The following is a 12,285-nucleotide window of genomic DNA, read 5'->3' on the forward strand; positions in this document are numbered from 1 at the left end:
GGGAAGGACTAGTGGTCGTCGTCGTCGAACGGGTTCTCGTCGTCGATCGCGGCGGCGCGAGCGGCGAGGTCGAAACCGGGGGGCGAGTCCTTGAGGGACAGCCCGAGGTCGACGAGCTTGGCCTTGACCTCGTCGATCGACTTGGCGCCGAAGTTGCGGATGTCCATCAGGTCCGCCTCGGAACGGCCCACGAGCTCACCCACGGTGTGGATGCCCTCGCGCTTGAGGCAGTTGTAGGACCGCACGGTGAGCTCGAGGTCCTCGATGGGCAGCGCCATGTCGGCGGCCATCGCGGCGTCCGTCGGCGAGGGCCCGATCTCGATGCCCTCGGCGGCCGTGTTGAGCTCCCGGGCGAGACCGAACAGCTCGACCAGGGTGGTGCCGGCGGAGGCCACGGCGTCACGCGGGGTGATGGCCTCCTTGGTCTCCACGTCCAGGACCAGCTTGTCGAAGTCGGTGCGCTGCTCCACACGGGTGGCCTCCACGCGGAAGGTCACCTTCAGGACGGGCGAGTAGATCGAGTCGACCGGGATGCGGCCGATCTCCGCGTCCCCGGCCTTGTTCTGGGCGGCGGAGACGTACCCGCGCCCGCGCTCGATGGTCAGCTCGAGCTCGAGCTGGCCCTTCGCGTTGAGGGTCGCGATGTGCAGGTCCGGGTTGTGGATCTCCACACCGGCCGGGGCCGTGATGTCCGCGGCGGTGACGACGCCGGGGCCCTGCTTGCGCAGGTAGGCGACGACGGGCTCGTCCTGCTCCGAGGAGACGGCGAGCTTCTTGATGTTGAGAATGACCTCGGAGACGTCCTCCTTCACGCCCTCCACGGTGGAGAACTCGTGGAGCACCCCGTCGAGCCGGATGCTGGTCACGGCGGCACCGGGGATCGAGGACAGGAGGGTGCGGCGGAGGGAGTTGCCGAGGGTGTAGCCGAAGCCGGGCTCGAGCGGTTCGATCACGAAGCGGGACCGGTTGTCGGCCACGACCTCTTCAGAGAGGGTGGGGCGCTGTGCGATGAGCACTGATGTTTCCTTTCAGCGGGCATCCGCTATATGACGCGCGCAAATGGTGGAAAACAGTTGATGGGTGCGGACCGGTGCCCGGTCCGTTGTCGGCACGCGCACCGGGACCCCGCAGGGTCCCGGTGGGCGTGCTCACATCAGACGCGGCGGCGCTTCGGCGGGCGGCAACCGTTGTGCGCGCTCGGGGTGACGTCCGAGATGGAGCCGACCTCGAGGCCGGTGGCCTGCAGGGAGCGGATGGCGGTCTCGCGCCCGGAGCCGGGGCCCTTGACGAACACGTCGACCTTGCGCATGCCGTGCTCCTGCGCGCGCTTCGCGGCGGCCTCGGCGGCCATCTGGGCCGCGAAGGGGGTGGACTTGCGAGAGCCCTTGAAACCCATCTCGCCGGCGGACGACCAGGAGAGGACGGCGCCGGAGGGGTCGGTGATGGTGACGATGGTGTTGTTGAACGTCGACTTGATGTGGGCCTGGCCCTGGGTGACGTTCTTCTTGTCCTTGCGGCGGGGCTTGCGGGCAGCCGCTGCGCGAGTCTTCGGGGGCATGGAGATCTCCTACAAAGTTCGGGAAGAGTGGTGGTGGGCCGCTCGGGGGACCACGGGGTCCTGGCGCACGAGCGGCAGCGGGCTACTTCTTCTTGCCGGCGACCGTGCGCTTCGGACCCTTGCGGGTGCGGGCGTTGGTCTTGGTGCGCTGACCGTGCACGGGCAGGCCGCGGCGGTGCCGGATGCCCTGGTAGCTGCCGATCTCGACCTTGCGGCGGATGTCGGCGGCCACCTCGCGGCGGAGGTCACCCTCGACCTTGTAGTTGTCCTCGATGTAGTCGCGCAGCTCCACGAGCTGGGCATCGGTGAGTTCGCGCACGCGCAGGTCGCCCGAGATGCCGGTGGCGTCCAGGGTGGCGAGCGCGCGGGTGCGACCCACGCCGTAGATGTAGGTGAGCGCAATTTCCAGCCGCTTTTCGCGGGGAAGGTCGACGCCTGCGAGACGAGCCATATCGGCGGTTCTCCTTGTGGTGTTCCAGAGGTCTGGAGCATCGCTGTCCGGTCGGGGACGTCATGTCCCCTCCGGTCCCCGGCCTCTGTACCGGGGGCGCCCGCCTGGATCTCTCCGGTCGGGAGCGGTGCCTTTGTGGATCCACTTGCGTGGGCAGCTCGGGGCGGGTCAGCCCTGACGCTGTTTGTGGCGCGGGTTCTCGCAGATCACCATGACCCGCCCGTTGCGGCGGATCACCTTGCACTTGTCGCAGATCGGCTTCACGCTCGGTTGGACCTTCATCGCATTCCTTCGCGTCGTTCTCTCGAGTGGTGTGCGGCCCGGACGGCCGCCGGTCCTACTTGTAGCGGTAGACGATACGACCGCGGGTGAGGTCGTACGGGCTCAGCTCCACCACCACGCGGTCCTCGGGGAGGATCCGGATGTAGTGCTGTCGCATCTTCCCGGAGATGTGGGCGAGGACCAGGTGACCGTTGTTCAGCTCAACGCGGAACATCGCGTTGGGCAGAGCCTCGACCACAGTGCCTTCGATCTCGATGACTCCGTCTTTCTTGGCCATATCCTCCGCTAACTTCAGGTGCCCCCCGCCGGGGCGGCGAGCAGGGTTTCGGGTGTACATCGTCGTTAAACGCCGCAGCGGACCCGTACGCGCGCACCATCACCGTTCGTGGTGCACGGTGAGGTCGGCGTGGTCCGAAGTGTGCGGAATCGCTGGAGCACAGACAACCAACAGGACACTCTACGGGATCGGGGGCGCCTCCCGCAACGCGGGAGGCGCCCCCGCGGAGGGGTGCCGGGGCCGCCGCCGGGGACGACGGCGCTCAGACGGTCGCGGCGAGCTGCCCGCAGGCCCCGTCGATGTCGGAGCCGCGGGTGTCCCGCACGGTGGTGGGGATGCCGTGGGCGCGGAGCCGCTCCACGAAGTTCTGCTCCACGCCGGGCCGCGACGCGGTCCACTTGGAGCCGGGGGTCGGGTTGAGCGGGATGGGGTTCACGTGCACCCATCCTCCGCCGCGGGCGTTGAGCTTCTCGCCGAGGAGGTCGGCCCGCCAGCCGTGGTCGTTGATGTCGCGGATCAGGGCGTACTCGATCGAGACCCGCCGGCCGGTGGCCTGGTAGTAGTCGTAGGCGGCGTCGAGGGCCTCGTCGACCTTCCAGCGGGTGTTGATCGGGATGAGCTCGTCGCGCAGCTCGTCGTCCGGGGCGTGCAGGGACAGCGCCAGGGTGACCGGCAGCTTCTCCTGCGTGAACTTCCGGATCCCGGGCACCAGGCCCACCGTGGACATGGTGATGCCGCGGGCCGAGATGCCGAGGCCCTCCGGGGAGGGGTCGATGAGCCGGTGGATCGCCCCGATCGAGGCCTTGTAGTTGGCGAGGGCCTCCCCCATGCCCATGAACACGATGTTGGAGATGCGCAGCGGCTCCTGCTCCGCCCGGCCCACCCTGCCGCCGCGGAGCATCCGCGCGCCCTGCACGACCTGCTCGACCATCTCCGCGGTCGAGAGGTTGCGGGTCAGGCCCGCCTGGCCGGTCGCGCAGAAGGGGCAGTTCATCCCGCAGCCGGCCTGGGAGGAGATGCACATGGTCACCCGGTGGGTGTAGCGCATGAGCACGGACTCCACGGTGGCGCCGTCGAAGCAGCGGTGCACGTTCTTGACGGTGTCCCCCTGGTCGGCCTCGAGGCTGCGCACGGTCGTCAGCAGCGTGGGCAGGGCCTGGGAGACGAGCTCCTCCCGGCCGGCCGCGGGCAGGTCGGTCATGTCCTCGGGGGCCGTGGCGAACCGGTCGAAGTAGTGGCGGGAGAGCTGTCCCGCCCGGAAGGGCTGGTGCCCCAGCTCGGCGAGGAACTCCCGGCGGCCCGCCATGTCGAAGTCGGCGAGGTGGCGCGGGGGCTTGCCGCGCCGCGGCGCGGCGAAGGTCAGCTGACCGGGCCGGGGCTTCACGGTGAGCTCGACGGGTGTGCTGGTGGTGCTCTGCTGCGGCAGCTGGGCCACGGTGTTCTCCTCGCGGTGTCGCGGGTCCGGGGTGGTGGAGGGCTGCCGGGTCACGGCAGGTCCTCCGGGATCGGGACGGGGCGCACGCCGAGGGGCTCGAGCTCCGAGGCCCCGCCGTCCTCGGCGGTGAGCACCCAGACGCCGTCGGCGTGCAGGGCCACGGAGTGCTCCCACTGGCTGGAGCGGGCGCCGTCGGTGGTGACCACGGTCCACTCGTCGTCGAGCACGCGGGTGCCGATCCCGCCGCGGACGAGCATCGGCTCGATGGCCAGCGCCATCCCGGCGCGCAGGCGGGGCCCGCGGTCGGTGCTGCGGAAGTTGAGCACGTCGGGGGCCATGTGCATCTTGGAGCCGATCCCGTGGCCCACGTACTCCTCGAGGATCCCGAAGCGGTGCCCGGAGGCCTTGCGCACGTAGTCCTCCACGGCCGCGCCGATGTCGCCGACGTGCGTGCCGGTGGCCGCCGCCGCGATGCCGTGCCACATGGCGTTGCGGGTGACGTCGGAGAGCTCGGCGTCCGCGGGGTCCGGGCGGCCCAGGAGCACGGTGCGCGCGGAGTCCCCGTGCCAGCCCTCGACCACGGCCCCGCCGTCCACGGAGAGGATGTCCCCCTCCTGCAGCACCTGGTCCCCCGGGATGCCGTGGACGACCACCTCGTTGACGGACACGCACACGGCGGCGGGGTAGCCGAAGTAGCCGAGGAAGTTGGAGCTCGCCCCGTGCTCGTCGAGGACGGAGCGGAAGACGTCGTCGAGGGACGCGGTGGTCGCGCCGGGCACGGCGGCCGCCACGGCGGCGTCGAGGGCGCGGGAGGTCACCACCCCGGCGCGCTGCATGGTGCGCAGCTGGGCGTGGGTCTTGTACTCGATCCGGCGGCGGCCGAACATGCGGTCTTCCTTCCGAGCCGCTCCCCCGGTCGGGGAGCTCGCGGCTGTCGTGGGTTAAACGTGAGACCCCCGGGGGTGTCCGGGGGTGTCACGGCGTGCGCGGTGCGGGACGGTGCGTCAGGACAGCGCTGTCATGATCCGCTGGGAGACCTCGTCGACGGTCCCGAGCCCGTCGACCTCGCGGACGATGCCGCGCCGGTCGTAGACGTCGACGACCACGGCGGTCTCGGCGTCGTACACGTCGAGGCGGTGCCGGATGACCGCCTCCGTGTCGTCGGTGCGCCCCTCCTTCTGGGCCCGCCCGAGGAGCCGCTGGACGAGCTCGTCGCGGTCGGCGGTCAGCTTCAGCACCACGTCGAGCTCCTGCCCCAGCTCGGCGAGGATGGCATCGAGCTCGTCCACCTGCGCGGCGTTGCGCGGGTAGCCGTCGAGCAGGAAGCCGTCGGCGGTGTCCGTCTCGGCGAGGCGGTCGCGGACCATCCGGTTGGTCACGGAGTCCGGGACGAGGTCGCCGGCGTCGATGTAGCTCTTGGCCTCCTGCCCCAGGGGGGTCCGGCCCTTGATGTTGGCCCGGAAGATGTCGCCGGTGGAGATCGCCGGGATGCCGAGCCGCTCCGAGATGCGCACGGCCTGCGTGCCCTTGCCTGCGCCGGGGGGTCCGATGATGAGCATGCGGGTCATGAAGTCTCCTTGCGGTCGGTGGTGGCTGCGGTCCCAGTCTACCGGGGCGTGCCCGCCGTCCCCGGCGGGGGACGGCGGGGAGGGGTCAGCGCAACAGGCCCTCGTAGTTGCGCTGCTGCAGCTGGGCCTCGATCTGCTTCACCGTGTCCAGGCCGACGCCCACCATGATCAGCAGCGACGGACCGCCGAAGGGGAAGTTCTGGTTCGCGTCGATCAGCACGAGCGCCACGAGGGGGATCATCGACACGATGCCCAGGTAGAGGGCGCCCGGGAACGTGATCCGGCTGAGCACGTAGGCGAGGTACTTCTCGGTGGGCCGTCCCGCGCGGATCCCCGGGATGAAACCGCCGTAGCGCTTCATGTTGTTGGAGACCTCCTCCGGGTTGAACGTGATCGACACGTAGAAGTACGTGAAGAACACGATCATCAGGAAGTACATCGCCATGTACACGGGGTGGTCGCCGGTGACGAGGTAGGTGTTGATCCAGTTGACCCAGCCGGGGATGTCCGTGCCGTCGTCCGGCATGCCGAACTGGGCGAGCATGCCGGGGAGCATCAGCATCGAGGACGCGAAGATGATGGGGATGACACCGGCCATGTTGACCTTGAGCGGGATGTAGGTGGTGGTCCCGCCGATCGTGCGCCGGCCCACCATCCGCTTGGCGTACTGCACGGGCACGCGGCGCTGGGACTGCTCCACGAACACCACGCAGGTGATCACCACGAGCCCCACGGCCAGCACGGAGAGGAACACGCCCCAGCCCCGGGTGCGGAGGATCTCGCCCAGCGCGGAGGGGAAGGTCGCGGCGATGGAGGTGAAGATGAGCAGCGACATGCCGTTGCCCACGCCCTTCTCCGTGATCCGCTCCCCCAGCCACATGATGATCGCCGTGCCGGCGGTCATCGTGATGATGATGATCAGCACGGTCAGCCAGGTGTCGTTCGGGATGATCGGCAGGGGGCAGTCCCCCAGCAGGGCGCCGGACCGGGCGAGCGAGACCACCGTGGTGGCGTTGAGCAGCGCGAGGCCGATGGTGAGGTAGCGGGTGTACTGGGTCAGCTGCGTCTGCCCCTGCGCCCCCTCCTCGTGCAGCTCCTGGAAGCGCGGGATGACCACGCGCAGCAGCTGCACGATGATGCTCGCGGTGATGTAGGGCATGACGCCCAGGGCGAAGACCGACAGCTGCAGCAGCGCGCCGCCGCTGAAGAGGTTCACCATGTCGTACACGCCGCCCGTGGTGGTCCCGAGGGCCAGGCACTGCTGCACGTTGCCGTAGTCGACGCCCGGCGCCGGGATGAACGTGCCCAGGCGGTAGAGCACGATGAGGGCGAGGGTGAACCCCAGCTTGCGTCGCAGGTCGGGGGTTCGCAACGCCCGTCCGAAAGCGCTGAGCACATGTCCTCCTAGAAACTGGGTCCGACCGGCATCCGGTGGCGGGGGGTGTGGTGGTGCGGGAGCTCGGTCCGGGGTCCCCGCGCCCGGTGGGCGCGGGCGACTCCGGCAAGTCTAGCGAACGCGGCCCGCCCGGGACTCACCGGGGGCGCGCGACGACGGGGCGGGCTCGTGCCCGCCGACGGATCAGGCCCCGCCCACGCTGGCGTGGACGGGGCCTGATCCGTGGGTGCCGCGGGGCCGGGCGTGCGCCCGGCCCCGCGGCCCGCGCTCACAGCGCGGTGGTGCTGCCGCCGGCGGCGGCGATCTTCTCCGCGGCGGAGCCCGAGAAGGCGTGCGCCTTCACGTCGACCGCGACCGCGATCTCGCCGGAGCCCAGGACCTTGACGGGCTGGTTCTTGCGCACGGCGCCCCGGGCCACGAGCGACTCCACGGTCACCTCGCCGCCCTCCGGGAAGAGCTCGGTGAGCTTGTCCAGGTTGACGACCTGGTACTCCACGCGGAACGGGTTCTTGAACCCGCGCAGCTTGGGCAGGCGCATGTGCAGCGGAAGCTGCCCGCCCGCGAAGCCCGCCTTGACCTGGTACCGGGCACTGGTGCCCTTGGTGCCGCGGCCGGCGGTCTTGCCCTTGGAGCCCTCACCGCGACCCACGCGGGTCTTGGCGGTCTTCGCGCCGGGGGCCGGACGCAGGTGGTGCACCTTGAGCGCGTGCACCTTCTCGTTGCTCTGAGCGGTGTTCTCAGCAGTGTTCTCTGCCATGGTTACTTGGCCTCCTCGACCTTGACCAGGTGGGCGACGGTGTTGACCATGCCCGCGGTCACGCCGTCGGCCTTGCGGACCACGACGTTGCCCGGCCGCTTGAGGCCGAGGGACCGCAGGGTGTTGCGCATGTTCTGCTTCTGGCCGACCACCGACCGGACCTGCGTGATGCGCAGCTCCGTGCCGTCGGGCTGGATACGCTTGCCGGACATCAGGCACCTGCCTTCTGGATCGAGCGCAGCAACGGACCGGGGACGACCTCGTCCATCGGGAGCCCACGACGGGCCGCGACGGCCGCCGGCTCCTCGAGCTGGCGGAGCGCCTCGATGGTTGCGTGCACGATGTTGATCTGGTTCGACGAGCCGAGGGACTTCGACAGCACGTCGTGGATGCCGGCGCACTCGAGCACGGCGCGGACCGGACCACCGGCGATCACACCGGTACCCGGGGTCGCCGGGCGCAGCATGACGACGCCTGCGGCGGCCTCGCCCTGCACGCGGTGCGGGATCGTGCGGTCCTCGATGCGCGGGACGCGGAAGAAGTTCTTCTTCGCCTCCTCGACGCCCTTCGAGATCGCCGCCGGCACCTCCTTGGCCTTGCCGTAGCCGACGCCGACCATGCCGTTGCCGTCGCCGACGACGACGAGGGCGGTGAAGCTGAAGCGACGACCACCCTTGACGACCTTGGAGACACGGTTGATGGTCACGACGCGCTCGAGGAACTTGTCCTTCTCCTCGTCGCGGCCCCCGCGGCCACCGCGGCCGCCGCGCTCGCCACGGCCCCCGCGCTCACCGCGGCCGCCGCGCTCGCCACGGCCCCCGCGGTCGCCGCGGGAGTCCTGGGAGCGGTTGGCCTCGGTGGTCTGCTGGGCCCCGGTCGCCTCCGTGGAGGCAGTGCTGGCTTCGGTCACCTGGGTTTCCTTCTCGTTGTTCTGCTCGCTCACAGTGCCAGACCTCCTTCGCGGGCGCCGTCGGCGACAGCCGCCACGCGACCGTGGTACTTGTTGCCGCCGCGGTCGAACACGACGGACTCGACACCGGCGGCCTTGGCGCGCTCGGCCACGAGCTCACCCACGCGCTTGGCCTTGGCGGTCTTGTCCGCGTCGGCGCCGCGCAGGTCGGCCTCCATGGTGGAGGCCGAGGCGACGGTGACACCCTTGGTGTCGTCGACGACCTGGACGAACACGTGGCGGGCCGAGCGGTTGACGACCAGGCGCGGGCGCGCGGCCGTGCCGGCCAGGTGCTTGCGCACCCGGACGTGGCGGCGGCTGCGGGCCGCGGCCTTGGACTTGCCCTTGATCTTCAGAGCCATGGTTACTTACCAGCCTTTCCGGCCTTGCGGCGGATCTGCTCGCCGGCGTACCGCACGCCCTTGCCCTTGTAGGGCTCGGGGGCGCGGAGCTTGCGGATCTTGGCGGCGACCTCGCCGACCTGCTGCTTGTCGATGCCGTTGACCGAGAGCTTGTTGACGCCCTCGACGGCGAACGAGATGCCCTCCGGCGCCTTGAAGGTGATCGGGTGGCTGTAGCCGAGGGCGAACTCGAGGTCCTGGCCCTTGGCCTGCACGCGGTAACCGGTGCCGACGATCTCGATGCCCTTGGTGTAGCCCTGGGTGACGCCCTGGATCATGTTGGCGATCAGGGTGCGGGTGAGACCGTGCAACGAGCGGGACTCGCGCTCGTCGTCGGGTCGGGTGACGGTGAGGGTGCTGTCGTCGAGCGCGACGGTGATCGGGCTGGCAACGGTGTGCTGCAGCTCGCCCTTGGCGCCCTTGACGGAGACGACGTTGCCGTCGATCTTGATCTCCACACCGGCCGGCACAGAGATGGGGAGACGTCCGATACGTGACATGTTCTCTTCCTTTCTGTTCCGGGTTACCAGACGTACGCGAGGACTTCGCCGCCCACGCCCTTCTTCGCGGCCTGCTTGTCGGTCAGCAGCCCGGAAGAGGTGGACAGGATGGCGATGCCCAGGCCGCCCAGGACCTTGGGGAGGTTGGTGGACTTGGCGTAGACGCGCAGGCCCGGCTTGGAGATGCGCCGGACGCCCGCGATGGAGCGCTCCCGGTTGGGGCCGAACTTCAGGGAGAGCGTGAGGGTCTTGCCGACCTCCGCCGCCTCTTCCTTGTAGTCCGCGATGTAGCCCTCGGCCTTGAGGATGTCCGCCACGCGAGCCTTGAGCTTCGAGTACGGCATGCTCACGGAGTCGTGGTAGGCGGAGTTGGCGTTGCGCAGACGCGTCAGCATGTCCGCGACAGGATCTGTCATTGTCATTTTGGGGGCACGTGCCCTTCCTCGTCCCGGTTTCCGCACCTGGCGGCGCCCGTGGGCGCCCGGCCGGACCTGGAACGTAGCGAGATTAGTTGGTCTTGAAGGGGAAGCCGAGCGCCTTCAACAGCGCGCGGCCCTCGTCGTCGGTCTTCGCGGTGGTGACCACCGTGATGTCCATGCCGCGGACCCGGTCGATACGGTCCTGGTCGATCTCGTGGAACATGGACTGCTCGGTGAGGCCGAAGGTGTAGTTGCCGTTGCCGTCGAACTGGCGGTCGGACAGACCGCGGAAGTCACGGATGCGCGGCAGGGCCAGGGTCACCAGGCGGTCGAGGAACTCCCACATGCGGTCGCCGCGCAGCGTGGTGTGCGCGCCGATCGGCATGCCCTCGCGGAGCTTGAACTGCGCGATGGACTTCTTCGCCCGGGTCACGAGCGGCTTCTGGCCCGTGATGGCGGTGAGGTCGCGGACGGCGCCGTCGATGAGCTTCGAGTCCTTCGCGGCGTCACCGACACCCATGTTCACGACGACCTTGACGACGCGCGGGATCTCCATGACGTTGCCGTAGCCGAACTGCTCCTGCAGCGCGGGCACGACGGTCTCCTGGTACTTGTCCTTGAAGCGCGGGGACACGCTGATCTCGGTGGTTTCGGTCATCACAGGTCCTTGCCGGTGCTCTTGGAGACGCGGACGCGGACGGTCTTCTGGCGTCCGTCGCGCTCCACGGTCTCGGTGCGGTGGCCGACGCGGGTCGGCTTGTTGGTCTCCGGGTCCACGAGCGCCACGTTGGACACGTGGATCGGGGCCTCGACCTTGTCGATGCCGCCGGCTTCGCCCTGCATGGAGGCCTTGCGGTGGCGGGTGATCACGTTGATGCCCTCCACGACCACGCGGGAGGTCTCGGGGATCACGCGCAGGACCTTGCCCTGCTTGCCCTTGTTGTCCTTGCTGCCGGAGATGACCTGCACCAGGTCGCCGGTCTTGATCTTGAACTTCGCCATGGTCAGAGCACCTCCGGGGCCAGCGAGATGATCTTCATGAACTTCTTGTCGCGCAGCTCACGGCCCACGGGGCCGAAGATGCGGGTACCACGGGGGTCACCGTCGTTCTTCAGGATCACTGCGGCGTTCTCGTCGAACTTGATGTAGGAGCCGTCCGGACGACGGCGCTCCTTCTTGGTACGGACGATCACGGCCTTGACCACGTCGCCCTTCTTCACGTTCCCGCCGGGGATCGCGTCCTTGACGGTGGCGACGATGATGTCGCCGATGCCTGCGTAGCGACGTCCGGATCCACCGAGAACACGGATGGTGAGGATTTCCTTCGCACCCGTGTTGTCGGCGACCTTCAGTCGCGACTCCTGCTGAATCACTGATTACTCCTGTCGTCACGCCGGTTCCAACACCGATCGAGAGCACGGTGCGGGCCTTGCGGAACAGCTTGTCGGATGATGTGCCCTCCCCCGGCGCGCACGCCGGACCGGGCCCAGCCCTCCATGCCAGGAGCATCTGAACCCGCCACCAAGTGGCACGGGGCGCCCTGCACGCGGTCATTATGCGCTGGCACGAAGAGCTGTGGATTGCACGGGCAGAGATTTCCGCCCATACAAGCTCACCAGCCTAGCACAGGCGGGGCGACGTCCGTGCGGGCGGTGAACGGGCGACGGCCCGTCCCCTCGTGGAGGGGACGGGCCGTCGGGGCCGTGGCCGGCTCTAGCGAGCTCGGGTCACTTGGCCTTCTCGAGGATCTCCACGATCCGCCACCGCTTGGTCGCGGACAGCGGGCGGGTCTCGGAGATCAGGACGAGGTCGCCGACGCCGGCGGCGTTCTGCTCGTCGTGGGCCTTGACCTTCGAGGAGCGGCGCATGACCTTGCCGTACAGCGAGTGCTTGACGTTGTCCTGCAGCTGCACCACGACGGTCTTGTCCATCTTGTCGGAGACCACGTAGCCACGACGGCTCTTGCGGTCACCGCGCTCGTCGGCCTGCTCGGCCTCGTTGTTGATCTGCTCGGTCACTTGGCGTCCTCCTCGGAGGTGGTCTCGGCGGTGGTCTCGGCGGAGCCCGCCTGGGGCCGGATGCCGAGCTCGCGCTCGCGCAGCACCGTGTAGATGCGCGCGATGTCGCGCTTGACGGCCTTGAGGCGGCCGTTGTTCTCGAGCTGACCGGTTGCGGACTGGAAGCGGAGGTTGAACAGCTCCTCCTTGGCCTTGCGCAGCGCCTCACCCAGAGAGTCCTTGTCGAGGGCCGCGAGGTTCTCGATGCTCAGATCCTTGGATCCAACAGCCATTC

The 12,285-nt window shown here is 69.2% G+C and carries 20 protein-coding genes; all 20 read right to left on the reverse strand.

The features are described 5' to 3' along the window. Positions 1 to 8 precede the first annotated feature (8 nt). The 20 genes from RF644_RS11435 to rpmC all read right to left on the reverse strand — a co-directional run bounded on the left by RF644_RS11435 (position 9) and on the right by rpmC (position 12,283). A complete protein-coding gene (locus tag RF644_RS11435) occupies positions 9 to 1,016 on the reverse strand; it encodes a DNA-directed RNA polymerase subunit alpha (RefSeq protein WP_017833323.1) in 1,008 nt (335 codons plus the stop codon). A 137-nt stretch (positions 1,017 to 1,153) separates the two neighbouring features. Beyond that, positions 1,154 to 1,558 carry a 30S ribosomal protein S11 gene (rpsK, locus tag RF644_RS11440; protein ID WP_017833322.1) on the reverse strand — a complete coding sequence of 135 codons (405 nt, stop codon included), beginning with the start codon at positions 1,556 to 1,558 and terminating at the stop codon, positions 1,154 to 1,156. An 82-nt stretch (positions 1,559 to 1,640) separates the two neighbouring features. Then, entirely contained in the window at positions 1,641 to 2,009 is a 369-nt protein-coding gene (gene rpsM / locus RF644_RS11445; protein WP_017833321.1) for a 30S ribosomal protein S13, read from the reverse strand. A gap of 168 nt (positions 2,010 to 2,177) precedes the next feature. After that, positions 2,178 to 2,291 (reverse strand): 50S ribosomal protein L36, encoded by a 114-nt coding sequence (gene rpmJ, locus RF644_RS11450; RefSeq protein ID WP_017833320.1) that lies wholly within the window; start codon positions 2,289 to 2,291, stop codon positions 2,178 to 2,180. 55 nt (positions 2,292 to 2,346) lie between these two features. Further along, positions 2,347 to 2,568, reverse strand: a complete 222-nt coding sequence (gene infA / locus RF644_RS11455) for a translation initiation factor IF-1 (RefSeq protein WP_017833319.1) — start codon at positions 2,566 to 2,568, stop codon at positions 2,347 to 2,349. 262 nt (positions 2,569 to 2,830) lie between these two features. After that, on the reverse strand, positions 2,831 to 3,994 hold the full coding sequence (gene rlmN / locus RF644_RS11460) for a 23S rRNA (adenine(2503)-C(2))-methyltransferase RlmN (RefSeq protein WP_368796739.1): 1,164 nt from the start codon (positions 3,992 to 3,994) through the stop codon (positions 2,831 to 2,833). 59 nt (positions 3,995 to 4,053) lie between these two features. Next, positions 4,054 to 4,890 carry a type I methionyl aminopeptidase gene (gene map / locus RF644_RS11465; RefSeq protein WP_368796623.1) on the reverse strand — a complete coding sequence of 279 codons (837 nt, stop codon included), beginning with the start codon at positions 4,888 to 4,890 and terminating at the stop codon, positions 4,054 to 4,056. A gap of 117 nt (positions 4,891 to 5,007) precedes the next feature. Beyond that, positions 5,008 to 5,571 (reverse strand): adenylate kinase, encoded by a 564-nt coding sequence (locus tag RF644_RS11470; RefSeq protein WP_133409342.1) that lies wholly within the window; start codon positions 5,569 to 5,571, stop codon positions 5,008 to 5,010. 85 nt (positions 5,572 to 5,656) lie between these two features. Beyond that, complete coding sequence (gene secY / locus RF644_RS11475) at positions 5,657 to 6,967, reverse strand: preprotein translocase subunit SecY (RefSeq protein ID WP_031282952.1); 1,311 nt, start codon at positions 6,965 to 6,967, stop codon at positions 5,657 to 5,659. 268 nt (positions 6,968 to 7,235) lie between these two features. Next, entirely contained in the window at positions 7,236 to 7,724 is a 489-nt protein-coding gene (gene rplO / locus RF644_RS11480; protein WP_133409341.1) for a 50S ribosomal protein L15, read from the reverse strand. 2 nt (positions 7,725 to 7,726) lie between these two features. After that, complete coding sequence (rpmD, locus tag RF644_RS11485) at positions 7,727 to 7,936, reverse strand: 50S ribosomal protein L30 (RefSeq protein ID WP_017833313.1); 210 nt, start codon at positions 7,934 to 7,936, stop codon at positions 7,727 to 7,729. Then, the gene (rpsE, locus tag RF644_RS11490) at positions 7,936 to 8,667 is read right to left on the reverse strand and encodes a 30S ribosomal protein S5 (protein ID WP_017833312.1); all 732 of its coding nucleotides are present in this window, start codon (positions 8,665 to 8,667) and stop codon (positions 7,936 to 7,938) included. The genes rpmD and rpsE overlap by 1 nt, the downstream gene beginning before the upstream one ends. Next, positions 8,664 to 9,035, reverse strand: a complete 372-nt coding sequence (gene rplR, locus RF644_RS11495; protein ID WP_017833311.1) for a 50S ribosomal protein L18 — start codon at positions 9,033 to 9,035, stop codon at positions 8,664 to 8,666. Before rplR ends, rpsE begins: the two co-directional genes overlap by 4 nt. Before the next feature lie 2 nt (positions 9,036 to 9,037). After that, positions 9,038 to 9,574, reverse strand: a complete 537-nt coding sequence (rplF, locus tag RF644_RS11500; RefSeq protein WP_031282950.1) for a 50S ribosomal protein L6 — start codon at positions 9,572 to 9,574, stop codon at positions 9,038 to 9,040. Positions 9,575 to 9,597: 23 nt separating this feature from the next. Continuing rightward, complete coding sequence (rpsH, locus tag RF644_RS11505) at positions 9,598 to 9,996, reverse strand: 30S ribosomal protein S8 (protein ID WP_017833309.1); 399 nt, start codon at positions 9,994 to 9,996, stop codon at positions 9,598 to 9,600. A gap of 85 nt (positions 9,997 to 10,081) precedes the next feature. Beyond that, on the reverse strand, positions 10,082 to 10,651 hold the full coding sequence (gene rplE / locus RF644_RS11510; RefSeq protein ID WP_017833308.1) for a 50S ribosomal protein L5: 570 nt from the start codon (positions 10,649 to 10,651) through the stop codon (positions 10,082 to 10,084). Continuing rightward, the gene (gene rplX, locus RF644_RS11515) at positions 10,651 to 10,995 is read right to left on the reverse strand and encodes a 50S ribosomal protein L24 (protein WP_109268117.1); all 345 of its coding nucleotides are present in this window, start codon (positions 10,993 to 10,995) and stop codon (positions 10,651 to 10,653) included. The genes rplE and rplX overlap by 1 nt, the downstream gene beginning before the upstream one ends. Positions 10,996 to 10,997: 2 nt before the next feature. After that, entirely contained in the window at positions 10,998 to 11,366 is a 369-nt protein-coding gene (rplN, locus tag RF644_RS11520) for a 50S ribosomal protein L14 (protein WP_017833306.1), read from the reverse strand. 354 nt (positions 11,367 to 11,720) lie between these two features. Next, positions 11,721 to 12,011 carry a 30S ribosomal protein S17 gene (gene rpsQ, locus RF644_RS11525; protein WP_017833305.1) on the reverse strand — a complete coding sequence of 97 codons (291 nt, stop codon included), beginning with the start codon at positions 12,009 to 12,011 and terminating at the stop codon, positions 11,721 to 11,723. Continuing rightward, entirely contained in the window at positions 12,008 to 12,283 is a 276-nt protein-coding gene (gene rpmC, locus RF644_RS11530) for a 50S ribosomal protein L29 (protein WP_017833304.1), read from the reverse strand. The genes rpsQ and rpmC overlap by 4 nt, the downstream gene beginning before the upstream one ends. Positions 12,284 to 12,285 lie beyond the last annotated feature (2 nt).

Source organism: Kocuria sp. CPCC 205258 (genome assembly GCF_040981005.1).
GTDB classification, from domain to species: Bacteria; Actinomycetota; Actinomycetes; order Actinomycetales; family Micrococcaceae; genus Kocuria; species Kocuria rosea.